Here is a 23,262-nt window from a genome sequence, read left to right as displayed (position 1 = left end):
GTGCATAATAACTAAACAACAAAATATAAAAGACTAGGAATAAAATCAATTAATCTTTTTTCCTAGCCTTAAATATTTGGCTGTCATATATAGTTTATTTTGAGCTCTTGTTATCCGTAGTTGGTTGATCAGTAAATGTGTTAACTTGATGAGTTAAATCTTCAACTAATTCCTTTAATTGCTTTTTTTGTTGAGCTGTTAACTTTTCTTTAATGTTTTCCGGATCTATACCATTTCTTCTAAGTGTATCATCCACTAGAAGATCAATTACTTTGTTTGAAATAGAATTTGGTTTTTCTGGTAAATTACTCACATTGTTCACTCCTTCACTTAAAATCTGCTCAATAGTAACATATGCAACTATAGGAAAATTGAACAGTATAAATGAGCGGTTTTTTCTATAAAAATATCCGGTAAGTTACTTTCTTAAGTGTTCAAAGTAAGGCTTTTCTCTAGTACACTGAAAAATCCAACTAAATTTATTCAAATCGTTTTTATATTTTCGCGTAAAAACTATAGGATATCTAATTTTGCAACGATAGCCACAAGTATTTGAAGCAAAGCCTGGATATTAACTGCCAAGTCGGTATCTGTAGTTACCACGGTAATATTTTTAGAGCCTTCAATTATTGTTGTTTGAACATTTCTTTGTTTTGTTTTGATAAATTGGTTGAGATCTTGAGTTACAGCTCTTCCTTGTTCAGAATCCCCGATAGTGACACTTATAACAGCTGCAATTGCTGCTTGTATTCCTAGTTGTAGCGAAATCGCTGCTTGTGTATCTGTCGATCGTACTTCAATGCATTCGGAATCCTTAACGATAATCCGTTCAAATGATTGTTGTTTTGTAGATACTACTTGTTCCCCGTCTTGTAGGACATCACTGTTATTATTATTACAGGAAGTATCGCAATGATCTAATGCTCTCCATTTTCTTTTCTCCATTATATTTATTCACCTCTTTTATTTTTGATTAAAAAATATCCAATTTCGCAACTAATGCTACCAAAATTTGTAACATAGCTTCGATATTAACTGATAAGTCCGTATCAGTAGTTACAATATTGACGTCTTTTGAATTATCTACATAAATTTTCTGTTTGTTCGTTTGCTCATCATTAAACTTTTGGAACAATTCTTGAGATACAGCTTGACCTTGAGTTGTATTACCGATTGCTATGCTAATTACAAGCGCTATAGCAAGTTGTAAGCCTACTTGTAGCGAAACAGCTGCTTGTGTATCTGTTGATCGAACAGTTACGTTACAAGAATCTTTTATCCAGATTAATTCGTCGGACTCTTGGTCGACAGATGAAAACTGACCACCACCTTGAAAAACTGTTGCATCCTCGTTTTTTTCAGAGTGATGCCAGTTTTTATCTTCTTCCTCCTGCTCCCAATGATGATTATTGCATCGTGTGCATTTTTTAGCAGGTTTTTCACAAACATACTTACAATGCGTGCATTTCCAATGACTCATTTTATAAACTCCTTCCTCAATTGTTTTTCCAGGTTGCAATAATTTTACAACCGGATTTATATAACATATGAGCTTTTAAAAAAAGGATATAGTTTATTTGACTAAACTAATAAAACTATTTTAAATGAGTGCTAGAAAGCTTTTTGCTATATATGAAAAACCTATGGGAGAATGAATTTGTATTCAAGTCCATTAAAATAAATGCAAATATTACAGTCAAAGAGCTTTATTGTATATAATAGAGGTGATGAATCAAACTTGAGGAGAATAAAAAGATGAATCTTATTGAGCTATGTGAGAATTTGGTTAAAGACGTGTACATGCATTTTGATGCTAGTCACGATTTTCAACATATAGAAAGAGTGCGTAAAAATGCATTTGAAATTGCGGATACAGAGCCTATTGCAGATAGGGAGATTATTGAACTTGCAGTATTACTTCATGATGTGAGTGATCCTAAATATTCTACAGCTGAAAAGCAAGAGGAAGAAAGAATCATTAAACAGCTAAATCTATCGGAAGAAAAAATAGCTAAGGTAAAAGAAGTGATTAAAGCAATATCATTTAATGGAGGTCATGAGGTAAAAGCGGATACTTTAGAAGCGAAAATTGTTCGAGATGCGGATAGATTAGACGCAATTGGAGCAGTTGGTATTGCACGAACGTTCGCATATGGCGGTGCAAAAGGAAGACTACTTTATGACGCTTCTGAAACTCCAAGGGAAAATATGTCCGTAGAAGAATATCGAACGAAAAAAACAGCATCGGTTACACATTTTTATGAAAAATTATTAAAGCTATCAGAAGGAATGCAAACGCAAAAAGGGAAAGAACTTGCAGTAGAGCGACATGCCTTCATGGAACTATTTCTAGAAAACTTACGTAAAGAAACAGGAGAATATATATGAGTCATTTAATCATTTCTAATTTAACAAAAACAGTCGGTGAAAAGACCTTATTTGAAAATATATCCTTTACTATTAACAACCAAAATCGGGCGGGTTTAATCGGTATAAATGGTACAGGTAAATCTACCTTTCTATCTATTATTGCAGGTGAATTAGAAGCAGATTCTATTGAACGAGATCACCCAAACAAATATCGTATTGCCTATTTGGAGCAGCAACCAACTTTTGAAAAGGATGAAACAGTAATCCAAACCGTATTTGGTGGGGATTCTCCAATATTAAAGATTAATCGAGAGTACGAGGAAGCCTTAATAGCGTTAATGGAAAACTCGGATTCGACTGAACTACAAAATAGATTGATGGATCTGCAGCAGAAAATGGATGATTTACAAGCATGGGATGTCAATTCATTGGCAAAGACTGCTTTAACTAAATTGGGTATAACTCAATTTGAGGAATCTATCCTTCATCTATCTGGAGGTCAGCAAAAAAGAGTAGCACTAGCGAAAGTATTAATCGAACCAGCAGATCTTTTATTGTTGGATGAGCCAACAAACCATTTAGATAAAGAGTCAACTGATTGGTTACAGGAAATGCTACAAAGAGTTGAAGGTTCTATCATTTTTGTAACACATGATCGATACTTTTTAGATACCGTTGCAACACATATTTATGAGCTTGCAGATAAAACCTTATATACGCACACTGGAAATTATGCAGACTATTTAGAGTCAAAAGCATTGCGTGAAGAAATGAATGCTGCATCCCAGCAAAAACTTCAAAATTTATACCGTAATGAATTAAAATGGATTCGCAGAGGGGCTAAAGCAAGATCTACAAAACAAAAAGCAAGAAAAGACCGATTTGAAGAGATAGACGCAAGTATTGATCGTGATAATTCCGCCCTAAATTTAGAATTGGAAATGGTGACAACAAGACTCGGAAAACAAGTGTTAGAAGGAAAAGGTATTACCAAAAGCTTTGATGAGAAGAAAATTGTTGAAGACTTTTCTTTTTTACTGCAAGCGGGAGATCGCATTGGTATTGTAGGTCCTAATGGTGTAGGGAAAAGTACGCTCCTTAAAATGCTTGCCGGGGAAGTTCCAATGGATTCAGGTGAAATAATTAAAGGTTCCACGGTTAAGTTAATGCACTTTACTCAACAGTTACCAGAGTTGAATCCACAAACAAGAATGATTGAATATGTTCGTGAATCATCCGATTTAATAGAAACTGGTTCTGGAGAAAAATTCTCTGCTGCTCAAATGTTAGAGCGATTCTTGTTCCCATTAAACACACATGGTACCCAAATCGGAAAACTATCTGGTGGGGAAAAGAAACGACTAGTACTATTAAAAATGTTAATGGAGCAGCCCAATGTTCTTTTCCTAGATGAGCCTACAAATGATTTAGATATTCAAACATTATCTGTTCTGGAAGATTTCATGGAATCTTTTCCAGGTGTAATTATTACGATTTCCCATGACCGTTTCTTCTTGGACCGCATTGCCAAAAAGCTTTGGCTATTAAATGGTGATGGTACAGTAACTGAATGGCTTGGGGTATATTCAGATATGCTTGATGCACCAAAAGAAACTCCAAAGGAAATAGTAGAACAAATAAAAGTGGAATCACCTGAAAAAGTAGTAAAAGAAAAGAAGAAATTTTCCTATAAAGAACAAAGAGAATGGGAAACTATAGGGCAAGAAATTGAACAAACAGAACAGTTAATAGAGCGATTAGAAGGTAAAATGCAAACAGCTGGTTCTGATTTTACTTTACTGCAAGATATAACGAATGAGTTAGCAGAAGCTAACGCCAAATATGAGCAGTTAATTGAAAGATGGTCCTATTTGGAAGAAATAGCATCTTCTTAACTTAACTTACTGGAGGTATGTACAGGATGAAAATAGTAACGATTGAGCCGACACCAAGTCCAAATACGATGAAAGTGGTTATAGATCAGGAGTTGCCTTTTGGCAAAAGCCATAACTATAAAAAAGACAATATAGCCGATGCTCCAAAGGAAATTCAAGCTATCTTTGATATTGAAGGCGTTAAAGGTGTTTACCATGTGGCAGACTTTCTTGCAATTGAGCGTATTGCGAAGTTTGCTTGGGAAACAATTTTAGCGAGTGTCGAAAATGTTTTCGGTGCTGAAAATGATGAAGCAAACGATACAGATAAACCATTAGAGCATTACGGAGAAGTTTATGTACATGTTCAGCAATATAAAGGTATTCCTCTGCAGGTGAAGGTTTTCGATAGTGAATCCGAATCGAGATATGGACTATCCGAACGCTTTATTAAGGCGTTGGATGAAGCGATGGAGGGCGATAAAGAAAACTATATTTTGCTACGTAAGTGGGTAGATTATGGCGTTCGTTATGGTGATCAGAAGGAAATAGGAGAACAGTTAGTAAAAGAGCTAGAAGCAACTTTTCCGGAAAGCAAGCTAGGTCAACTTATTGCAGATAAAGATATAAACGAAGAAGACAAAAAGCCTATAAGAGTACCATTTACATTGGACCAATTTGAAGTAAGTGAATGGGAGCGACGTTTTCAATTACTAAATAACCTGATCAACCCAGAAATAGAGGATCTGCCTATACTGGAACGAGCAATACAAGATGAGCAAGTATCTATTAGACGACTAGCTACAGTTTACCTTGGATTAATAGAGGATGAAGCAGTTGTACCTTATTTAGAAATTGCTCTAAAAGACAAAAGTTCAGCAGTTAGAAGAACAGCTGGCGATGCAATGAGTGACTTAGGATTCGAACAATTTGCAGATGCGATGAAGATTGCTCTTTTCGATAAAAACAAACTAGTTCGCTGGAGAGCAGCAATGTATTTTTACGAGGTTGGTGATACTGAAGCACTACCAGCTCTTAAAGACGCAATGGATGATAAAGAATACGAAGTAAAACTTCAAGTGCTAATGGCTATTGCCCGTATTGAAGGAGGCGAGGAAGCTAGAGGATCCGTTTGGAAACAAATGAGTGAAGCAAGAAAATAGATTGAAAAACGCAAAAGAGTTGTTCGCTATAAGGAACAACTTTTTTGCGTTTTGATTTAAAAAAACCAGCTATAATCAAATATTCTACACGGATGTTGGCTGTATAGGAAAAACCCTCATTTTATAAATCAACCATCACATATATATTCACATCATTAATGGATAAATTTACTGTTACGCAAGTAAATCAGTATCTTGAGCAAGTAAACAACCAGTTAGCGCAAGTAAATTATATAGGTAAACAAGTAACAATTGAGTGGACGCAAGTAAATGACATACGCAAGCAAGTAACCGGTCTTCTACTAAGAAATCTTGGTTATGGTTTCTACATCTATACATTTGCCCCAAAGAATATCGCTCGTGCAGCTTGCCAGTCGCAATCACAGAAATTGGAGGAAGAACTTATGCTACAAATCGAGTCGAAAAAGATACCCCCTCAGATAGAGGAGCTATTATGCTTTGCTACATCCAAAGAGAAGGTGGATATGGAGTATCATTCTTACTTATCAGTACCAAATAAAATGTTGTATGGAAAGATTATTGATAATGATATTGTTGGTTGTATAGGAATAGAATTTGTTTCTCCGAGTGTATGTGAGATTAAGCATATTGCTGTTAACCCAAATAATAGGAAGCAGCAAATTGGTAGTAATATGATCTATTTTATTATCGAGAAATTTCAAATAGATTCTATCATTGTAGAAACGGATAAGGATGCAGTGGAATTCTATGCTTCTATCGGATTTAATATAACAAGTCTTGGTGAAAAGTATCCAGGCATTGAACGATTTCAATGTGTATTTAGCAAATCATATGAGTAAGCAAAACCATTACCTAGCCAAAAAATAATCCAAAACGAACTGATGAAATAACTTCGCAGCTGGGGATAGATAGCGATCTTTTACTACGGCCACACCAATCACACGTTCATATGTAGCATCTTCCATCCTCAATTTAGTCATCCTATCCATTTCTCCTCCATACGGTAAAATGGAATACCCCAGTCCAGCAGCGATGAAGCCTGCAACAGTTGCGACTTCATCTCCTTCAAAGGAAATAATTGGCTTTAATCCTTCATTCTCGAATATTTCATCTGTTGTTTTTCGAAGTGCATAGCCTTTTTTCAACCCTATAAATGACTCATTCGCTATTTCTTTTAGCCGAATGCTCCTACGTGAAGAAAGTGGGTGGTTTGCCTGAACTATCACAAACAATTCATCTCGCCAAAGCTCCGTCCATTCAATCGGATTTTCGTTTTCCATGGACGCAACCAAACATAGATCTAAGTTCCCCTGTTTTAGTTCTTTCAATTGGGTATGAGTATGATTTTGTTGAAATTGGAAGGTGATATGTGGATGCTCCTTATGAAACGCACGTATAATATTAGGAACAGTGCTTGTACCTAAAGTATGTAAAAAACCAAGCGAAACTTCTCCGTGTTCAGGATTTATAATATGCTGGATTTCTTCTAAACCATCCTCCATTTCTTTCATAATTTTATTGACTCTTTTTAAAAACAGCTGTCCGTATTTATTCAAAATGATAGAGCGGCCTTGTCGATCAAATAATGGAACTCCAATTTCCTGCTCCAAACTTGCGATGGATCTACTTAAAGCTGGCTGAGAAATAGCTAGTATTTCTGCGGCTTTCGTCATATGTTGAATCTTTGCAAGTGTTTGGAAATATTCTAATCGTTGCCATTCCATTCAATCATTTCCTTCCTGTCTAATTGATGCACAAAAGGTATCGTTTTAATAAGAATAATAAATTATACATTATAAATAGTCAATGCTACTATTAGTTCAATAGTTTAATACTTTAATGAAATAAAGGGGATATTCAAATGAAAGTTGTAGCACCTAAATCTTTCACATTAGAAGGCGGGAAAAGAGCAGTATTATTGCTCCATGGATTTACAGGGAGCACAAAGGATGTAAAAAGATTAGGTCAGTATTTACAAAAAAAAGGCTATACTTGTCATGCACCTCTGTACAAAGGACACGGTGTTACACCGGAAGAATTGTTATTAACAAGTCCAGCTGAGTGGTGGCAAGATGTAGTGAATGGGTATAATCATTTAAAAAAACTAGGATATGAAGAAATTGCGGTAGCAGGAATTTCGCTAGGGGGAGTTTTCTCCCTGAAGGTAGCAGAAGAGTTTCCTGTAAAAGCTGTTGTATCGATGTGTGCTCCTATAAAGCGAAACAGCACGGATGGGTTATTTGAACGGTTATATAATTATGCTAAAATCTATAAATCATTTGAAGGCAAATCAAAAGAAGAAATAATAGAGGAACTAGAAAAATTAAAGAACATAAACAGAGAATCCTTAAACGGGGTGCAGGAAATAACAGAAATGACTAGTGGTGGACTAGCTTTCATCCATTCACCAACTTTAGTCCTGCAGGGTTCGTTAGATGATGAGGTCTATAAAGAAAGTGCTTCCTACATTCATGAGCAAGTAGAAACGGATGAAAAAGAAATTATTTGGTATAAAGAATCTGGTCATATAATTACCGTTGGAAAAGAGAAAGACAAAGTATGCGAGGATGTATACGAATTTCTCAATCAAGTTGAATGGATTGCTTCTTAATAACTTCTTTAAAAACCTTTTACTATTGAGCGTCTAAATCCGCTAGATATGTAAAAGGTTTTTTATTATGGTGATTGTAGTATGATATGTAGTAATCATGTTCTGGGAGGAATACAGTTGAAGTTTATCAAAGTACTTTTTGGCATAGTCATTTTTTTAGGTATTATCGTGGTAGCAGCTTATTATTTTGGGCCAAAGCTTGTTGCCGATCAAGTGATGGAAAAGGTATCTGTAGAGCTACAGGATAGCGGGCAGCTGGAAACGATAAAAGAGGAAATTGAAAATGATCCTGAGCTACAGGAATTTATAGCAGAGGGTAAGGATGTAGATAGTAGTAAGCTTCCTTACCAAACAAAAGAAGAAGCCACAAGAGCTCTAATTACTAAATTTGGCATTGGGGAAATCCGAGAAATACAATCCAAAGCACAAAATGGAATGACGGCAGAGGAAAAACAAAAAATTTTTAATAAGCTAGAAAGCAATCTGACTGAAGAAGAAATGCTTGCTTTAAAAGTTCTAGCTTATAAGGAATTGTCTAAATAATTATAGATTTACCAGTTTGGAAGGATTCCCAACCTCTTTTGTCGAACTTTCTTTTCTATAGTAGAGTTATTATAGAGAGAGAGTGAATACAGGGGGTAAACTAATGAAAAATGAAATAGTATTTTTAGGGGAAAGGATTATTGCAAATAGATTCCATATTGCAAAAGAAGTAAACGATACCAGACTTGCTGAATACACCGAGTTAGAAAGGGGGCAAGTTGCTCCTTTTGAACAGGAAATTATTAATATTCGGGCTAATTTTATTGGACTTTTTGGTGAAATTCTTAAAAATCAATTGGGAGAAGAAGAATCATTTGAAATTATTTCAAACTGGGGCAAGGAAACTGGCGAAATGATTTTTATGTCTGGTGCTCCTCTTGAAGAAGCGTTAAAGGATACGAGGTATTACCGTTCATATATTTGGAGAGGGATTAAAGCTGAGGTCATGGCAAATAATATGACATTGGATATTGTTTTTAAAATTGGATCGATAATTGATCCGTTAATGGATCACGCGGCGTATGCATTTAGTTTGACCTATATTAAAAATTTCGAATCAACACTCACTAAAGCAAAAGAAGCCCTAATAGAGTTATCAGTTCCTGTAGTTCCTCTAAAAAAAGGCTATGCAATTTTGCCGTTAATCGGAAATTTAGATACTGAACGAGCGAAAATCTTGTTGGAAGAGACAACGAGTACTGCTTTAAAATTAAATCTAGAAAAACTGATTATTGATATATCTGGGGTATATATTGTAGATACGATGGTAGCAGATCAGATTTTTAAACTAATTGCTGCGCTCAAGCTATTAGGTGTTGAGACAATTCTAACTGGAGTACGACCTGAAGTTGCGCAAACTATGATTGGTCTTGGAATTGATTTCAGTGGAATAAAGGTAGCTACAAATGTTGAACGTGCATTGAAAGAGTTTCTTATCTAATTTATTCGTGAATAATGAACCTAGTCTTTTTTGAAGATACATTTAAGCTCTTCACTATGCAAATCAATTTAATAAGTTACCTAGGAACGTCCATTGCGGGCGTTCTTTTTCAGCATAAGAAATTAGCTAATTATCCTTTTCATAAATCCAGTGTTTTGGGTGGACCTTTTATCGGATGGGGTATTAGCATCTGGTGCCTAGAAATAAAGAAACCCACTCATAGTTATCACATGGGAGTGGGGGAATTAAGTATATTAAAGCACTGCTAAGAATTAATAAAGTTAAGTTAGTGATTTGGATTTAATATTGCTAACATTTGATGATCTTCCCAACGTCCGTTAATTTCAACATTTTTCCTTGCTATTCCTTCTTTATGAAAGCCAACTTTTTCTAAAACTCGAATGGATCCTATGTTATCTGGCATCACTCCTGCTTCAATTCGATGCAAATTTAGCACTTCAAAGGCATAATTAACAACCAGATTAGTAGCTTCGGTAGCATAGCCCTTGCCATTTTGTTCTTGGTCTAGAGAATAGCCCAAAAGTGCACTTTGACGAGGTCCACGGAAAACTTGAAATAAGCCGATTGTACCTATAAGAACGTCTCCATTGATTGTAAAAATTCCAAATCGATATTCTATCTCCTTTTTTGTATTTTGTTCCCATTTTTCAATTAATTCTTTATGGGTTTCTAGAGTCCAGTAATTTTCTGGATGAGTTATAGAATAGTTTTTAAAAAAAGCTCGATTTCTTTTTTCTAAATTTAGTAGTTCAACAGCATCTGAGAGTACAAGTGGTCTTATGTATATATTTAAGGTTTTGGACATCTAATCTTCCTTTCTATTATAAATTTACCTAAATAATTATATCATAATGGAAAAAGAAGATAATTTGTTTAGAAAATACGAATTTCAAACAAATAACGTCCCTACAAAAAAATAGACCCTTTTCAAGGTCTAGTAGTATTTATTTCACCGTTTACATACTCCTTTAGGATTAGTAATTCCAAAACGTCTTGCGTCGAATATTTATAAGGAGCATGCTCAGGAACTAGTTCGTTGAATTGTCTAACTAAATCGTGGAGTGTTTCAACATAAAAATTATTCAACGTTACTTCTAATTTAGTAATAGCGTTCACCTACTTCTTTTTTTATAAGCATGAACCATTCTGCTTAAATTTATTCATTTGATTGGAATATTTGATGATTTACAAAAGATCCGGATCTACGTTATACTCCGTGTGTTGTAGCGATTGCCATAACTTTTGCAATAAACTACATGATGCTAGGGCGACCACAATATCATTAGAAGAAGCATTTGGAATACAATTCAATTCAGGCTCCAGCTTCAGTAAGCAAACGTATATGTTTAGGAAAAATAGAATCTTAGAAACCAATCAGAGCTTATACTCGTCTTATTATTAATGGTATTAAGTTAGTTGTCTATATTGTAGTATCGAAGAAGACTGATAGAAATAAAGGAGAGTTAGCGAGATGAAAAAAGATTTAAACTTCTGATCATTTTTCTTATCTTTATTGTCAGTAGCTTTATTTTTCGTTTCTACATCAAAGAATTTTTTCTATACTTTATCACTAGATATTGGGATTCATCCACTATATATAGTTTTAGTATTAACTATAATTACTTTACTCCTTGCGGTAGGTGGTCTTGGAACCGCTAGTAGTGGATTATTAATGTTGAGAAGTTATTTTTCAATAATTCTTTCGCTTGGGTTATCGGTAATAATTGTGGTTGTTATTGTTGTAGCCGGGTTATTCGCATGAGTTTATAGAAGAATTCCTTTTCCTTTATTCGGATATGTTATTAGCTGTACCGAAGAGTAAGGCGATTTGAAGGATTATGTGTCGAAAGCGAAAATCAAGTATTTTCTCCTCTTGTGTTGTATATTGAATATTGAGGAGGGATTATTCATGATTAATGAAGAAATTAATAAACTATCAGATATTTTGTTACAAAGTCTGTATGATTATCATTTTGCTAATAATGGCGGAAGTTATACACTACCTAAAGCAATGGTAAATGCTGACGTCAATAGCAAACAAGCTATTGAATACCTTATCGAAAAGGAATATGTCATAGATAGCGGGCAAGGGTCAGATAACCTAGTTTTAGCAATAACAGCGCAAGGTATGGACTATATTAAAAACAAATAAGTGATCAACAGAAGGACGTCCATCCGGGCGTTTTTTTAGTTGCCATACATATTAATAGAAGGTAAGAGTGATGGAATGACCGAGAGCTAGTGTCGAGATTGAAGTGAACAATTACTAAATCAGTGGGAGTGCTAGTTGCAAGTTTTGCGATGTATATGCTACAAATCGTAAACGAGGCTATAGTGATCCTCGTTTTTTATGTTGCTTCATATGTTGATGCTGACAGGGATAATGCGGTAATTTCACAAGAAAAGTTGGAGCAGTAGCGAAGCATGTCAGGAATTATTCAGAACGTTGCTATTTTTGTTTTGATCGGTATCGCTATGGCAGTTGAATATGTAGCCTTATCTGCAGGACAGGATAGTAAGGGGCCTGTAAGTATCGAAACTCACGCAGCAGCTTGGAAGTGGACTAAGGAAAAGAATACCTAATTGTTCAATATCCTAAGGATCCAATTACAAGAGAACGACTTGCAACTGTATTAAACGAGTATATGATGATTTAAATAAGTGATTAAAGTCCTGTTCATTTAAGTAGGTCTTTTTTTATTTTAAAGAAGCTTAGTAACGGTTCACCACAGAAAGAAAAAAATAAAATTCATAATACAAGATAAATTACCTTTACCATTTTATTATCTCTGCATAATGTATAAATAGTAATTGGAAAGGAGGAGTATATGATGTCTGAATACGGTGGAAATGGTCAAAGCGGCTCTGGCTTCGTGCTGATTGTAGTGTTGTTTATCTTGCTAATTATTGTAGGAGCAAGTTTTATTTATTAGAAAACTAATACTTTCGAGATTAAGAGAGAAAGTTTAGCCAAGAAAACATACTATTTTGTCATCGGGTAAATTTGTCCGCAACACCTACTACTTTAAAAAACGGTTAGTAAAATGATAGGTGCCTCCTATTTACTACCTTCCTTCTAAAAAAGCGATCTTCTCTTAATTGAGTTGGTCTCTTTTTTATTTATCCAAAAATTAACATTAAATATAAGTTGTGAAATCCAACTATTGTTCGAATGTTAAATAAAAAAAGGGGACGATTGATGAAACTAAATAATTTTTCCTTAGCACTGCTACTAATTGTGGGGGCTTTTTTATTTAATTCAACAAGCATAGATGAATTAGTTGAAGAAGTGGTAAAAAGTGAGGGGCTAATGATAAGATGGAGCAAATAATAATCGAAAATATATTTTTTAAAGAGTTTTGTATACTTAGTCAATTTCTTTTATTGAACAAATTGAAAATCTAAACACTATTAAAAAAGGATACTTTAGTCAATCAAAGTTAAAATGAAAACAACAGTTACTTTAAACGATAATCTGTATTATATCGGACAAATATGAAGTGAACTTTAAGTATATTTTTAAAACAATGTACAACTCAAAAGAGACCATTTCTAAGTGAATTGGGCATACTCATAACTTAATTCAATAAATTTAAGTCTTCATATACTCTATTTGTAATTTATAAACAGAGACAGCAGTTATGTTCACTAGAATATTTAGCGCTTAGAAGTATTTGTGAAATCATGAATAGAGCTGAAGAAGCTAAAAACCACCAACCATAATGAACAGAGGGAGGTCTATTTGATTTTTTTTAGATATGGTATTTTTAACAATTGAACGTTGGTTAATATGTTGCATAAAAAATATTTTAACAAAAAAGTCACAAAAATTCTGAAAGAGTATGCAAAAAAAGACGAAAACAGGGAATTGGCTTATGTTGTAAAAATGTTGTTATAATAGGTTATGTGAAACTAATAGAAAGAGGGCGAAATCATGAATGCTTACGATGAGTATATGAGAGGTATTGTAGGACCAATGAGAAGTGAACTAACAGGAGCTGGATTTAAAGAACTTATTACACCTGAGGATGTACAAGAACATATGTCAACTGCAAGTGGAGTTTCCTTAATCGTGATAAATTCGGTATGTGGCTGTGCTGCAGGACTTGCTAGACCTGCTGTTGTTAATGCATTAAATGAGTTGGAAGTAAAACCTGAGAACTTAGTCACTGTATTTGCTGGACAAGACCAAGAGGCTACTGCAACAATGCGAGGATATTTTGAGGATGTACCGCCAAGTTCACCATCAATTGCCATTTGGAAAGATGATCAGTTAGCATATTTCATCCCACGCGAACAAATTGAAAGCAACTCGATGGAGACTATTAAGGATCATCTATCTGGCGTACTTTCACAAGTCGTTTCTTCATGAACACTGTAGTTACCACGGCTGGTAGAACAAATGAAGAATATATGTTAAAAGCAAATGAGATTTCTAACTTACTAAATTTACCATATATAAAACGTCAAAAGAAATCCGTTTCTACTATACAACAGGAGCAGCGTGCAAATGTACTCGTTGTGAGCAAAGAGAGATTGGAACTGTATACTTACGGTTCCACTTCTCCTTTTTTCTTTCACCCTAATTCTGCTGCATTTCGTATTAAGAGGCTATTAAATGGAGAACAAGATTCCTTTTTAGAAGCTGCAGGATTAGAAGAGGGTGATCATTTTTTAGATACTACTGCTGGCCTTTGCTCAGATAGTATAATTGCCTCTTATGCAGTAGGGGGCTCAGGAATTGTACATGCATGTGAAAAGGAACCGACTATTGCATATATAGTGGATGTAGGTTTAAAAAATTATGAAACGAATAATGAGTCATTACTAAAAAGTATGCAAAATATCGATCTAATCCATCAAGATGCAGTTGCCTATATGAAAACAGTGGCTTCCAATTCCTATGATGTAGTCTATATAGATCCAATGTTCGAAGAAGTAATTGAGGAGTCTACCAATTTCTATGTTTTAAGAGAAGCTGGTGTTCATGAATCTTTGAGTGATGAGTGGATGGCAGAGGCAAAGAGACTTGCAAGAAAAAGAGTTGTTTTAAAAGCACATTTCCGATCTCCCTTATTTGATCAATTCGATTTTAAAAGAGGAATTAGATTAACTTCTAAATTTCATTATGGAATTATAGATTTAGAAGTAACTAAAGCAGCATACGATGAATAGACAAGCTAATCTACATTAAAATAAACAAGAACAGAGCCGTGAAAAAAACCACGACTCCTGCTGAAACTTTTGGTAATAAATTTAAATCAATCTGTAAAGTTAAGTGATGTTAAATATGCTAATAAAAACAAAAATCCGATACCTATAACTAATCCTGCGTCCATCGTGATTTTCCTCCTTTGTTCAAAAAGCTCTGTGGTATGTTTACACATTTTATTGTACAATGAATAGTAAGAAGATGAAACCTTTAGTTCGTCAAAACGTTTAATAGAATGAAGAGTTTTACTAAAATTGTCCAATATTGAAGGTGAATAGGATGAAAAAATGGTTCCAAAAGTCAATAATCATAACAGTTGCACTCTTAACATTTGGTCTAATATCTCCTAACCATTTCATATGGGAGCAATTATTAGATACCAAAAGTCCTTCTAGGGCTATTTCTTCTGATGCACATGATTATGAACAAGTAACAATAACAGATGAATCCTCCGTTTATGAAAACATGGCTGATGCTGCCAAGGAACAAGCATACATAAAGTTCGGTAATCGAATAGGGCCTGTGATTCAACATGAATTTGATGATATTATCTTTCCGAAGATGCAAGAAGCAATTGATATGACAATTGCTAAAGCAACTGATGAAAAAATAACTCGTTTAGCTATTTCCGAGCAGCCATCTGGAGATTACCACGAAAAGATTTTTAATATTTATAATGATACAACTAAAAAAGATTTGATCCGTTTTCATGTAAGAACGGATAAAAAACCGCAAGATGGGTATTATTTCAATTTTCACTATCACTTGGCGGAAGATAAGTATTCAAAACATTATGTTCTAGGTGACATATATTGGTCCAAAAACACACCACCAAAATGGCTCTCCTAGTTGAGAGCTTTTTTTGCATGAGAAAAGAAAAGAGGGATATGATATGGAGCAGTACCTTACTTTGTGTAGGCATATTATGAATAATGGAGTTGAAAAAGGAGATCGGACGGGAACTGGTACGAAAAGTGTCTTTGGATATCAAATGCGATTTGATCTGTCTGATGGTTTCCCGCTTCTCACAACGAAAAAGACAGCTTTTCGTTTAGTTGCAACCGAACTTCTTTGGTTTTTAAAGGGTGATACGAATGTTAAAACACTTATTCAAGCTAATAATCATATTTGGGATGAGTGGGCATTTGAAAAATGGGTGAACAGTGTGGAATATACAGGACCAGACATGACAAATTTTGGAGTTCGAGCTGCAAAGGACCCTGAATTTAACGAAATCGTGCAACAGCAAATGGATATCTTTTGTGAAAAAATCTTAACGGATGATGATTTTTCAGAAAAGTTTGGTGATTTAGGTCCAGTATATGGTCGTCAATGGAGATCCTGGCCTTCTAAGGATGGACAAACGATAGATCAATTACGAAATGTCATAGAGCAGATTAAGAAAAATCCTGACTCTAGAAGACATATTATTACTGCTTGGAACCCAGCGGAGGTAGATGAAATGGCTTTACCGCCATGTCACGCCTTCATGCAATTTTATGTGGCAAATGGGAAATTATCTTGTCAGCTTTATCAACGTAGTGCTGATGTGTTCCTAGGAGTTCCCTTTAATATTGCCTCTTATGCATTATTAACTCATTTAATAGCAAAAGAGTGCCAGTTAGAAGTCGGAGAATTTGTCCATACTTTAGGAGACGCTCATTTATATATAAATCATATGGAACAGGTTACAACGCAATTAGAAAGAGACCCAAAAACTTTACCACAACTACTATTAAATGATGAAAAAGAGTCTATTTTTGATTTTGAAATAGAAGACATTAAAATAGAGGGCTATGATCCACACCCGCGAATTAAAGCACCAATTGCCGTTTAAATATATTATAGGAGGAAGTACATGATATCACTTATTGTTGCACATGACCCTAACAGAGTAATCGGATTTGAAAACAAAATGCCATGGCATATTCCAGGGGACCTAGCTTATTTTAAAGAAACCACGATGGATAAAGCAATGGTAATGGGAAGAAAAACATTTGAATCCATTGGAAGAGTGTTACCAGGACGTAAAAATATTATTGTCACAAGAAATGACGATTATCATGTAGATGGTGCTGAGGTAGTGACGGATTTAACAAAAGCTATTGAAATGGCCACAGCTCATCATGAAGAAGTAATGGTTATTGGTGGTGAACAAATTTTCCGTGCTATTTTGCCAAAAGCAGACAGACTTTATATAACATTTATACAACAAACTTTTGAAGGGGATACTTTTTTCCCTCAATACGGTGATGAATGGGTGCTAGTAGAAACAACTGAAGATATGAAAACTCCAGATGGTATTTCGTATGTTTATTTGGTTTATGAAAAAAAGTAAGTGAATAATTTATCGATCAAAATAAAAAAATATTAATAAATCTGCTCTGCAAACGTTCAAATAAGCTTTTTCCATTCATACACTAGAGTAAGAATTGCGTGAAATGATACCAAGAAACTTATAGAGGATTTCCATCCATCTAAAGCAGGAAAATGGAATTGATAAGATCTACTAGCAAATAGTTTACAGAACGCAGGTATTCTTCTTATAATAGTATTAAGTAGGAAGGAAGGGATAGCACATGCCGAACGTTCACATTGTAACAGATTCCACAGCTGACTTAACAACAGAACTTATTGAGCAATACAATATACATGTCGTACCTTTGACAATTCAAATTGATGACGAATCATATATTGACGGAGTGGATATTAATCCAGAAGAATTTCTAGAAAAAATGGCGACCTCTAAGGAATTGCCAAAATCTTCACAGCCATCAGCGGGGGTCTTTAAGGAATTATACGACGAACTTGGTAAAGATGGTGATCATGTTATCTCTATACATATGACTGGTGGTATGAGTGGGACTGTAAAATCAGCTCAAGCTGCTGCTGCGATGTCAGAATCAGATGTTACAGTAATCGATTCGAAATTTATTTCCTTTGCATTATTGTTCCAAGTTGAGGAAGCGGCTAAAATGGCTTCAAATGGCGAAACAAAAGAAGCTATTATTCAAAAATTAGAAGATATTCGCAGGAAGTCTGATTTGTTTGTCGTCGTAGATACTTTGGATAACCTCGTTAAAGGTGGCCGAATTGGAAAAGGAAAGGCAATGCTCGGTTCTTTACTTTCTATTAAGCCAATCGCAAGTTTAGCAGGTGGAGAGTATACACCAATTGCAAAGGTAAGAAGCCACAAACAAGTTGTCAATTACTTATTTGACCGATATATTGCAGATACAAAAGGAAAAGTTGTCAAAGCGGTTGGTATTTCTCATGCAAATGGTTTTTCTATGGCTACTCCTTTGATGAATCTCATAAAGGAGTCGGGATTCCTAGATATCAAAGTTTCATTTACATCACCTGTCATTAGTACACATACAGGACCAGGTGCTATTGGATTTATGTACATGACAGAATAGACAAAAGGCAGGGAGGAATACTTATCCCTGCTTTTGTTTTATCCCGAATGCTACGGGCCATCAGGTTGTTGGTTTCTCATGCATTGCCGCAGGACGTGGTTTTTTTCCTGAGTTCCTTGTTTCATCAGTGTGGATGAAGACCTCCTCATTGAAGTTTTACTTTTAAAAAAAGGGGTTTCTAATGAAATATTTTATAATGATTATTTGTGTTATTTTTCTAATAGGGTGTAATTCCAATGACCTGGTAGAAGTCAGTTTTTCAGAAAAACAAGAGGTTCTTTTTGAAGATTATGTTATACCCTTTCAATTTTTTCCGAGAACGATAGAAGTAGTTGGCCTTGGTGATTCTTTGACACAAGGAGTAGGAGATGAGTTAGGGAGAGAAGGTTATTTAGGACGTCTGCAACAACATTTTTTACAATATAATGGAATAGAAGACGTTCCATTAACCAATACTGCAAAAAGAGGTCGTAGAAGCGATCAACTTTTAAAAATGTTAAAGAATGGAGAAATTGACCACCAAATCCGAAAAGCCAATATAATTACTTTAACCATTGGTGGAAATGACATTATGAAGGTCATTAAGAAAGATTTGTTTAATCTAAAAGTAGAGGCATTTGAAAAGGAATTAGAAAAGTTTGAAAGGAATTATGATCAAATTCTTCATGAAATTCGGGAGATTAATAGTACTGCTCCGATTATTATAATGGGTTTATATAATCCTATTACGATTGTTACAGATGAAAAAAGTGAGTTTGATCTAATTTTAAATGATTGGAATGAGGTCATTCAGGAAATGGCTGATAGTGATAGCAATGCTTGTTATGTACCAATAGATCATCTTTTTGTGACAAATGCTAATTTGGTGTATCATACGGACTTCTTCCATCCAAACAGTAAAGGATATCAACTTGTCATTGAAGAAATAGTTAGTACAATGCAGGAATGTGGTTTAATAGATGCCGATAGTAGGGAATTGTTGTTTTAAGGAGTTGAAGGAATGAATAAGTGGAAAATTGCATTTTTTTTATTAGTACTAATTATTATCGGCAGTATTGGAACCTTCGTTTATTGGATAACAACTCCTGTAGAATCTGTATGGATTGAGGAAGCGAGCACACCTCCAGAAGGGAATGTGTTAACTGTAAATGCAACTAAGGAGGATTTTCAAGCTATTGCAAATTCGTATATAAAAAAAGAGATAGGTGGAAAGCCTCTTCCACTTCAACTTACAGTTGATGATCAAATTGTTTTATCGTCAGAGTTTACTGTTTTTTCTATTAATTTACCCGTAAAAATGTTTTTTGAACCACATGTAGAAAAGAACGGTAATATTCGATTAGAGCAATCATCTGTTGAAATTGGACCACAAAAAATGGAGCCTGAAATGATTTTAAAGCTATTGAGGGATTCAGTGGAGCTTCCTAACTGGATGGTTGTGAATCCTGCGGAAGAGGAAGTTCTCATCCAGCTATCCGATATTCCGATGGCATCAGGTGTTCATGTACGAGCAAAAGAGTTGAATTTAGCAGAGGATATCATTACGCTTGAAATTGTAATACCAACAGAATAGGGGGCGAAACAATGGAAAAAGCAACTTTTGCAGGCGGCTGTTTTTGGTGTATGGTAAAGCCTTTTGATTCGTACGATGGAATTGAAAAAGTGGTTTCTGGATATACGGGTGGACATGTACCTAATCCAACATACGAGCAGGTTTGCTCCAATGCAACTGGACATTACGAAGCAGTACAAATCACTTTTGATCCAGCTGTATTTTCATATGATCGTTTATTAGAAATTTTTTGGCTGAATGTGGATCCAACTGATGATAATGGTCAATTTTTTGATAGAGGCTCCTCGTATCAAACTGCCATTTTTTATCATACCGAAGAGCAAAAAGAAAAAGCGATAGCGTCTAAGGATGCTTTAGATGCTTCTGGGAAATTTAATGTGAAAATTGCGGTGAAAATACTACCTGCAGCTGAGTTTTACCCAGCAGAGGATTATCATCAAGATTATTATAAGAAAAATCCTGGCCACTATAATCGATACTTTACTGGATCCGGCAGAGCTGCATTTGTTGAAAGAATGAAGGAGGGGCTATAAATGAAAGAGAATTTAACAGAAATGCAATATTATGTTACGCAACAAAATGGCACAGAACCACCATTTCAAGGTGAATATGATAAGCATTTTGATGAAGGAATATATGTAGATGTAGTATCTGGCAAACCTTTGTTTCATTCAAAGGATAAATATGATGCTGGCTGTGGTTGGCCAAGCTTTACGCGTCCAATTGAAGAACATGAGGTTTTAGAGAAATTTGATGATAGTCATGGCATGAGACGAGTAGAAGTTCGAAGTAAAACAGCAGACTCACATCTTGGTCATGTATTCCCAGATGGTCCTAAGGAAGAAACAGGTCTACGCTACTGTATCAATTCTGCGGCACTGCGTTTTGTACCGAAAGATAAATTAGAAGAAGAAGGCTATGAAGCGTATAGCAAATTGTTTTAATAGATGAATGATTAAAAAGGAAGTGGATAATCCACTTCCTTTTTTTAAAGGATAAGTTATTGTACTGCGGATCAAGTGTTCATAGTGCTTTAAATTCAACAGACGGTTTTATCGCTATATTAACTTTGACCACTATAATCATCTTAGCGATAGGCTATGCAAAATCTTATTGTTGAGTACTACACCCTTTATTGATTGGAGTGAAAGGTGGCGACTCCGGCGGGATGAGTGAGACAGATGGGATATCACAACGACGCGCAGCGACGGTGATAGCTCATCGCTCACCCCGCGGAACGCGTCCACCTGAAACGGAAATCAGTAGTATCATTTAATTCATCAAGGATACTATTCTGTAATGAAGGATGAAGAAAGTAGATTTTCTTTTATACAAGTGGAAATACAGTGAAATAGTAAGTGTTCACTATATAAAGAAGCGAAATAGCGAACGAAATTGCATCTTCGAGAGCTTCTTCTATGAATAGGAAAGGTTTTTTCTCTAGTTATCCAAAACCGCACTTACCTGTTTCTAAGAGTTGTAAGAGGGCAACGGATAGACATAAGATTACCGAAAAATAGGGATGTTGGTTGGTTGTGACGTCCGTCACAACCAACCAACATCCCTAAAAATTCACTCGGTAATCATATAGCAAAACGTCTGTCCAAAGCCCTTTGAAAACGATAGTAACAGGTTTTGACAATAAAGGACCGGTCATGTCTTTTTGCTCGTTTTTCTTATGATAATAGGATATTATAGTTTAAATTCATTTACAACTTTACTTAGTTCATCCGCTTGGTGGGATAATTCTACAGCAGATGCATTAATTTCTTCCATGGCTGCAGATCCTTGTTCAGCAGCAGCAGCGGAAGTTTCTGTATTAGATGCTGTATTTTCTGCAATTTGAGTTACTTCTATAAACGATGCAGCAACTTCTTGACTAAAGTTAAGTGTTTCTTCGATTTGTTTCACCATTTTATCAATAATAGAAATCGTTTCATTTGTTTGATTCATGATTTGGTCAAGAGAAGCATTCGTTTCATTTGCTACTTCAACCCCCCGAATCACACTTTCAACCCCCTCATGATTTTGTTTAACAATCGACGTAACTTCAGATTGTATAGAAGTAACAATTCCTGTAACCTCTTTTGCAGCTCTTTGGGATTGTTCTGCCAGCTTTCTTACCTCATCTGCAACTACAGCAAACCCTCTACCATGTTCACCAGCGCGAGCAGCCTCGATTGCAGCATTTAATGCTAGCAAATTCGTTTGCTCTGCGATAGCTGTAATTGTTTTGATAATAGAGGTGATTTCATTTGATTTTGTACCAAGTGATTCTACAGTTTGCGTCGTATTTGCCATTGTTTCTTCGATACTCATCATGACATTAGACGAATGTTGTACGGATTCTCCTCCTTTATGAGCAGCTTGAATCATTTGATCAGTTGCTTCTTTTACTGACTGTGCATCATTGTTCAAATATCTTGTTGCTTCTTCTAAGGAATTCATTTTTTGAATCGCTTCTGTCATGCTTCTTAATGTTTGATCACTGCCAGCAGCGATTTCATTGGTTGAATCAGCGATAGATTGAATTGTTAAAGCAGTCTCATCTGATGAGGCCATCAATTCTTGTCCACTTGCTGAAACATTTACTGTAAGTTCTCTAACTCTTCTTACTAAGTCGGCTATTGATGCTATCAATACATTTGTACTAGTTGCTATCTCTGAAAATTCATCTTTTGATCTAACTTTTACTCGTCTCGTTAAATCTCCGCCAGCTTGTGCAATATCCAAAATAGAGCGATTAATAGCATAGGTATTTCGTTTAATAGAATAGAACAAGAAAATACCAAAGGATAGGGTAAGTACTACAGAGAAAACGGTTAGCGCAATAAAAATAATTAGCGAAGTATTATTTTCTTTTTTTAATAGTGCAATCTGATTTGCATTATTCTTTTCAAGAAGTTCGTTTATAGCTGCGATATGTACATTCACATAATCCATTGCGGTTTTACCGTTTCCAGTATTGACTAACTTTTGAGCAGATTCTATACCGTTCTCATTGCGAATGTCAATAACACGTTCAGAGTATTGTAAATAAGTTGTAAAAAACTGGTCGATAGACTGAATTTTTTGTAATTCATCCGGGCGATTTTCGTACGTTTTATACAGTTCTTTAATATTTGTAATAGTTGAATCTTTATATTTTCTATAGCTTGCCATATAATTGTTTTTACCGGTTATTATATAACTTTGCTCTGCATTCGCAAGTTGTGCAATCTCCGTTGCGATTTGGTTTACCATCATCTGCTCTTTAATGTCGACATTTGTAAATTTCTCTAATGCTTGTTGAGCGGAAAACATTTTTGTAGATGTTAGGACAAGCATCGATATTAAAACTATTATAAGAACTGTGAAGATTATAAGAACACGACCGCGTATGGAATGAAGAAAATTGGCTTTGATTGTATGGTTTGGGTTTATCCTTTTATCCTCCTTCCTAGATTTTTTGAATAGGGAAATAGCTTTGCTTCTTTTCGGTTTCCCATCTTTCTTTCTATCTGCTTTTATTTTGGGGAATTTCATTGATTTTAGTTTCTTTGAAATGTTATTTA

30 protein-coding genes are annotated in these 23,262 nt (G+C 35.0%); 22 read left to right on the top strand and 8 right to left on the bottom strand.

Translation table 11 applies throughout. The features are described 5' to 3' along the window. Positions 1–94: 94 nt before the first annotated feature. The 3 genes from MKY37_RS00800 to MKY37_RS00790 form a co-directional block, all read right to left on the bottom strand. Positions 95–313 (bottom strand): spore coat protein, encoded by a 219-nt coding sequence (locus tag MKY37_RS00800; RefSeq protein ID WP_340772741.1) that lies wholly within the window; start codon positions 311–313, stop codon positions 95–97. Between the two features lie 200 nt (positions 314–513). Next, on the bottom strand, positions 514–945 hold the full coding sequence (locus MKY37_RS00795; protein WP_340772738.1) for a spore coat protein: 432 nt from the start codon (positions 943–945) through the stop codon (positions 514–516). Between the two features lie 28 nt (positions 946–973). Continuing rightward, a complete protein-coding gene (locus tag MKY37_RS00790) occupies positions 974–1,480 on the bottom strand; it encodes a spore coat protein (protein WP_340772736.1) in 507 nt (168 codons plus the stop codon). A gap of 275 nt (positions 1,481–1,755) precedes the next feature. Here MKY37_RS00790 and MKY37_RS00785 point away from each other — a divergent pair, with 275 nt between their 5' ends. The 4 genes from MKY37_RS00785 (at position 1,756) to MKY37_RS00770 (ending at position 6,228) form a co-directional block, all read left to right on the top strand. Continuing rightward, positions 1,756–2,388, top strand: coding sequence for an HD domain-containing protein (locus MKY37_RS00785; protein WP_340772734.1), 633 nt, complete (start codon positions 1,756–1,758; stop codon positions 2,386–2,388). Beyond that, the gene (locus MKY37_RS00780) at positions 2,385–4,265 is read left to right on the top strand and encodes an ABC-F family ATP-binding cassette domain-containing protein (protein WP_340772732.1); all 1,881 of its coding nucleotides are present in this window, start codon (positions 2,385–2,387) and stop codon (positions 4,263–4,265) included. Before MKY37_RS00785 ends, MKY37_RS00780 begins: the two co-directional genes overlap by 4 nt. A 26-nt stretch (positions 4,266–4,291) precedes the next feature. After that, a complete protein-coding gene (locus MKY37_RS00775) occupies positions 4,292–5,407 on the top strand; it encodes a conserved virulence factor C family protein (RefSeq protein ID WP_340772728.1) in 1,116 nt (371 codons plus the stop codon). A 158-nt stretch (positions 5,408–5,565) separates the two neighbouring features. Next, the gene (locus MKY37_RS00770) at positions 5,566–6,228 is read left to right on the top strand and encodes a GNAT family N-acetyltransferase (RefSeq protein WP_340772724.1); all 663 of its coding nucleotides are present in this window, start codon (positions 5,566–5,568) and stop codon (positions 6,226–6,228) included. Between the two features lie 9 nt (positions 6,229–6,237). On the opposite strand, the gene MKY37_RS00765 is transcribed toward MKY37_RS00770, so the two are convergent. Continuing rightward, positions 6,238–7,113 carry a LysR family transcriptional regulator gene (locus MKY37_RS00765; RefSeq protein ID WP_340772721.1) on the bottom strand — a complete coding sequence of 292 codons (876 nt, stop codon included), beginning with the start codon at positions 7,111–7,113 and terminating at the stop codon, positions 6,238–6,240. Positions 7,114–7,250: 137 nt separating this feature from the next. Between MKY37_RS00765 and MKY37_RS00760 the strand changes: the two genes are divergently transcribed. From MKY37_RS00760 to MKY37_RS00750, 3 genes are all read left to right on the top strand, one after another. Further along, entirely contained in the window at positions 7,251–8,000 is a 750-nt protein-coding gene (locus MKY37_RS00760) for an alpha/beta hydrolase (protein WP_340772719.1), read from the top strand. Between the two features lie 117 nt (positions 8,001–8,117). Continuing rightward, the gene (locus MKY37_RS00755; RefSeq protein ID WP_340772716.1) at positions 8,118–8,543 is read left to right on the top strand and encodes a hypothetical protein; all 426 of its coding nucleotides are present in this window, start codon (positions 8,118–8,120) and stop codon (positions 8,541–8,543) included. Between the two features lie 103 nt (positions 8,544–8,646). Next, entirely contained in the window at positions 8,647–9,483 is an 837-nt protein-coding gene (locus tag MKY37_RS00750; protein ID WP_340772714.1) for an STAS domain-containing protein, read from the top strand. 286 nt (positions 9,484–9,769) lie between these two features. Here the strand turns inward: MKY37_RS00750 and MKY37_RS00745 are convergent, their stop codons facing one another. Together MKY37_RS00745 and MKY37_RS00740 are read right to left on the bottom strand one after the other, a co-directional pair. Beyond that, a complete protein-coding gene (locus tag MKY37_RS00745; protein ID WP_340772711.1) occupies positions 9,770–10,309 on the bottom strand; it encodes a GNAT family N-acetyltransferase in 540 nt (179 codons plus the stop codon). Between the two features lie 122 nt (positions 10,310–10,431). Beyond that, a complete protein-coding gene (locus MKY37_RS00740; RefSeq protein ID WP_340772708.1) occupies positions 10,432–10,620 on the bottom strand; it encodes a hypothetical protein in 189 nt (62 codons plus the stop codon). Positions 10,621–11,017: 397 nt separating this feature from the next. Between MKY37_RS00740 and MKY37_RS00735 the strand changes: the two genes are divergently transcribed. The 7 genes from MKY37_RS00735 (at position 11,018) to MKY37_RS00705 (ending at position 14,679) form a co-directional block, all read left to right on the top strand. Next, positions 11,018–11,266 carry a hypothetical protein gene (locus MKY37_RS00735; protein ID WP_340772706.1) on the top strand — a complete coding sequence of 83 codons (249 nt, stop codon included), beginning with the start codon at positions 11,018–11,020 and terminating at the stop codon, positions 11,264–11,266. Positions 11,267–11,413: 147 nt separating this feature from the next. Continuing rightward, positions 11,414–11,656 carry a hypothetical protein gene (locus MKY37_RS00730; protein ID WP_340772703.1) on the top strand — a complete coding sequence of 81 codons (243 nt, stop codon included), beginning with the start codon at positions 11,414–11,416 and terminating at the stop codon, positions 11,654–11,656. 272 nt (positions 11,657–11,928) lie between these two features. Next, on the top strand, positions 11,929–12,087 hold the full coding sequence (locus tag MKY37_RS00725; protein ID WP_340772701.1) for a hypothetical protein: 159 nt from the start codon (positions 11,929–11,931) through the stop codon (positions 12,085–12,087). Between the two features lie 248 nt (positions 12,088–12,335). Then, positions 12,336–12,437, top strand: coding sequence for a YjcZ family sporulation protein (locus MKY37_RS00720; RefSeq protein WP_340772699.1), 102 nt, complete (start codon positions 12,336–12,338; stop codon positions 12,435–12,437). Positions 12,438–12,703: 266 nt separating this feature from the next. Next, on the top strand, positions 12,704–12,835 hold the full coding sequence (locus MKY37_RS00715; protein WP_340772697.1) for a hypothetical protein: 132 nt from the start codon (positions 12,704–12,706) through the stop codon (positions 12,833–12,835). Between the two features lie 603 nt (positions 12,836–13,438). Beyond that, on the top strand, positions 13,439–13,876 hold the full coding sequence (locus tag MKY37_RS00710) for a BrxA/BrxB family bacilliredoxin (RefSeq protein ID WP_340772695.1): 438 nt from the start codon (positions 13,439–13,441) through the stop codon (positions 13,874–13,876). Further along, positions 13,873–14,679 (top strand): class I SAM-dependent methyltransferase, encoded by an 807-nt coding sequence (locus MKY37_RS00705; protein WP_340772694.1) that lies wholly within the window; start codon positions 13,873–13,875, stop codon positions 14,677–14,679. The genes MKY37_RS00710 and MKY37_RS00705 overlap by 4 nt, the downstream gene beginning before the upstream one ends. An 86-nt stretch (positions 14,680–14,765) precedes the next feature. Here MKY37_RS00705 and MKY37_RS00700 read toward each other — a convergent pair whose 3' ends face one another. After that, a complete protein-coding gene (locus tag MKY37_RS00700) occupies positions 14,766–14,978 on the bottom strand; it encodes a hypothetical protein (RefSeq protein ID WP_340772692.1) in 213 nt (70 codons plus the stop codon). A 17-nt stretch (positions 14,979–14,995) separates the two neighbouring features. Between MKY37_RS00700 and MKY37_RS00695 the strand changes: the two genes are divergently transcribed. The 8 genes from MKY37_RS00695 to msrB all read left to right on the top strand — a co-directional run bounded on the left by MKY37_RS00695 (position 14,996) and on the right by msrB (position 20,652). Then, positions 14,996–15,565: a YpjP family protein gene (locus MKY37_RS00695; protein ID WP_340772690.1), complete on the top strand. Its 570-nt coding sequence runs from the start codon at positions 14,996–14,998 to the stop codon at positions 15,563–15,565. A gap of 43 nt (positions 15,566–15,608) precedes the next feature. After that, entirely contained in the window at positions 15,609–16,553 is a 945-nt protein-coding gene (locus tag MKY37_RS00690; protein WP_340772688.1) for a thymidylate synthase, read from the top strand. Between the two features lie 21 nt (positions 16,554–16,574). Continuing rightward, entirely contained in the window at positions 16,575–17,054 is a 480-nt protein-coding gene (locus tag MKY37_RS00685) for a dihydrofolate reductase (RefSeq protein WP_340772686.1), read from the top strand. A gap of 241 nt (positions 17,055–17,295) precedes the next feature. Continuing rightward, positions 17,296–18,135 (top strand): DegV family protein, encoded by an 840-nt coding sequence (locus MKY37_RS00680; protein WP_340772684.1) that lies wholly within the window; start codon positions 17,296–17,298, stop codon positions 18,133–18,135. 181 nt (positions 18,136–18,316) lie between these two features. Further along, positions 18,317–19,123 carry a GDSL-type esterase/lipase family protein gene (locus MKY37_RS00675; protein ID WP_340772683.1) on the top strand — a complete coding sequence of 269 codons (807 nt, stop codon included), beginning with the start codon at positions 18,317–18,319 and terminating at the stop codon, positions 19,121–19,123. A 12-nt stretch (positions 19,124–19,135) separates the two neighbouring features. After that, the gene (locus MKY37_RS00670) at positions 19,136–19,708 is read left to right on the top strand and encodes a YpmS family protein (RefSeq protein ID WP_340772681.1); all 573 of its coding nucleotides are present in this window, start codon (positions 19,136–19,138) and stop codon (positions 19,706–19,708) included. A gap of 11 nt (positions 19,709–19,719) precedes the next feature. Next, positions 19,720–20,241, top strand: a complete 522-nt coding sequence (gene msrA, locus MKY37_RS00665) for a peptide-methionine (S)-S-oxide reductase MsrA (protein WP_340772678.1) — start codon at positions 19,720–19,722, stop codon at positions 20,239–20,241. After that, complete coding sequence (gene msrB, locus MKY37_RS00660; protein ID WP_340772675.1) at positions 20,242–20,652, top strand: peptide-methionine (R)-S-oxide reductase MsrB; 411 nt, start codon at positions 20,242–20,244, stop codon at positions 20,650–20,652. It begins immediately after the preceding gene. A 748-nt stretch (positions 20,653–21,400) separates the two neighbouring features. On the opposite strand, the gene MKY37_RS00655 is transcribed toward msrB, so the two are convergent. Further along, a complete protein-coding gene (locus MKY37_RS00655) occupies positions 21,401–23,035 on the bottom strand; it encodes a methyl-accepting chemotaxis protein (RefSeq protein WP_445323007.1) in 1,635 nt (544 codons plus the stop codon). Positions 23,036–23,262 lie beyond the last annotated feature (227 nt).

Source organism: Psychrobacillus sp. FSL K6-2836 (assembly GCF_038003085.1).
Classification (GTDB): domain Bacteria; phylum Bacillota; class Bacilli; order Bacillales_A; family Planococcaceae; genus Psychrobacillus.
Note: the sequence above shows the minus strand (reverse complement) of the source record. Positions and strands in the feature narration are given on the sequence as shown.

Excerpts from the sequence above, each read along its gene's own strand:
- MKY37_RS00795 (WP_340772738.1), bottom strand. The coding sequence starts at position 945 with ATGGAGAAAAGAAAATGGAGAGCATTAGATCATTGCGATACTTCCTGT.
- MKY37_RS00790 (WP_340772736.1), bottom strand. The coding sequence starts at position 1,480 with ATGAGTCATTGGAAATGCACGCATTGTAAGTATGTTTGTGAAAAACCT.
- MKY37_RS00785 (WP_340772734.1), top strand. The coding sequence starts at position 1,756 with ATGAATCTTATTGAGCTATGTGAGAATTTGGTTAAAGACGTGTACATG.
- MKY37_RS00780 (WP_340772732.1), top strand. The coding sequence starts at position 2,385 with ATGAGTCATTTAATCATTTCTAATTTAACAAAAACAGTCGGTGAAAAG.
- MKY37_RS00775 (WP_340772728.1), top strand. The coding sequence starts at position 4,292 with ATGAAAATAGTAACGATTGAGCCGACACCAAGTCCAAATACGATGAAA.
- MKY37_RS00770 (WP_340772724.1), top strand. The coding sequence starts at position 5,566 with ATGGATAAATTTACTGTTACGCAAGTAAATCAGTATCTTGAGCAAGTA.
- MKY37_RS00765 (WP_340772721.1), bottom strand. The coding sequence starts at position 7,113 with ATGGAATGGCAACGATTAGAATATTTCCAAACACTTGCAAAGATTCAA.
- MKY37_RS00760 (WP_340772719.1), top strand. The coding sequence starts at position 7,251 with ATGAAAGTTGTAGCACCTAAATCTTTCACATTAGAAGGCGGGAAAAGA.
- MKY37_RS00750 (WP_340772714.1), top strand. The coding sequence starts at position 8,647 with ATGAAAAATGAAATAGTATTTTTAGGGGAAAGGATTATTGCAAATAGA.
- MKY37_RS00745 (WP_340772711.1), bottom strand. The coding sequence starts at position 10,309 with ATGTCCAAAACCTTAAATATATACATAAGACCACTTGTACTCTCAGAT.
- MKY37_RS00730 (WP_340772703.1), top strand. The coding sequence starts at position 11,414 with ATGATTAATGAAGAAATTAATAAACTATCAGATATTTTGTTACAAAGT.
- MKY37_RS00725 (WP_340772701.1), top strand. The coding sequence starts at position 11,929 with ATGTCAGGAATTATTCAGAACGTTGCTATTTTTGTTTTGATCGGTATC.
- MKY37_RS00720 (WP_340772699.1), top strand. The coding sequence starts at position 12,336 with ATGTCTGAATACGGTGGAAATGGTCAAAGCGGCTCTGGCTTCGTGCTG.
- MKY37_RS00715 (WP_340772697.1), top strand. The coding sequence starts at position 12,704 with ATGAAACTAAATAATTTTTCCTTAGCACTGCTACTAATTGTGGGGGCT.
- MKY37_RS00710 (WP_340772695.1), top strand. The coding sequence starts at position 13,439 with ATGAATGCTTACGATGAGTATATGAGAGGTATTGTAGGACCAATGAGA.
- MKY37_RS00705 (WP_340772694.1), top strand. The coding sequence starts at position 13,873 with ATGAACACTGTAGTTACCACGGCTGGTAGAACAAATGAAGAATATATG.
- MKY37_RS00695 (WP_340772690.1), top strand. The coding sequence starts at position 14,996 with ATGAAAAAATGGTTCCAAAAGTCAATAATCATAACAGTTGCACTCTTA.
- MKY37_RS00690 (WP_340772688.1), top strand. The coding sequence starts at position 15,609 with ATGGAGCAGTACCTTACTTTGTGTAGGCATATTATGAATAATGGAGTT.
- MKY37_RS00685 (WP_340772686.1), top strand. The coding sequence starts at position 16,575 with ATGATATCACTTATTGTTGCACATGACCCTAACAGAGTAATCGGATTT.
- MKY37_RS00680 (WP_340772684.1), top strand. The coding sequence starts at position 17,296 with ATGCCGAACGTTCACATTGTAACAGATTCCACAGCTGACTTAACAACA.
- MKY37_RS00675 (WP_340772683.1), top strand. The coding sequence starts at position 18,317 with ATGAAATATTTTATAATGATTATTTGTGTTATTTTTCTAATAGGGTGT.
- MKY37_RS00670 (WP_340772681.1), top strand. The coding sequence starts at position 19,136 with ATGAATAAGTGGAAAATTGCATTTTTTTTATTAGTACTAATTATTATC.
- msrA (WP_340772678.1), top strand. The coding sequence starts at position 19,720 with ATGGAAAAAGCAACTTTTGCAGGCGGCTGTTTTTGGTGTATGGTAAAG.
- msrB (WP_340772675.1), top strand. The coding sequence starts at position 20,242 with ATGAAAGAGAATTTAACAGAAATGCAATATTATGTTACGCAACAAAAT.
- MKY37_RS00655 (WP_445323007.1), bottom strand. The coding sequence starts at position 23,035 with ATGCTTGTCCTAACATCTACAAAAATGTTTTCCGCTCAACAAGCATTA.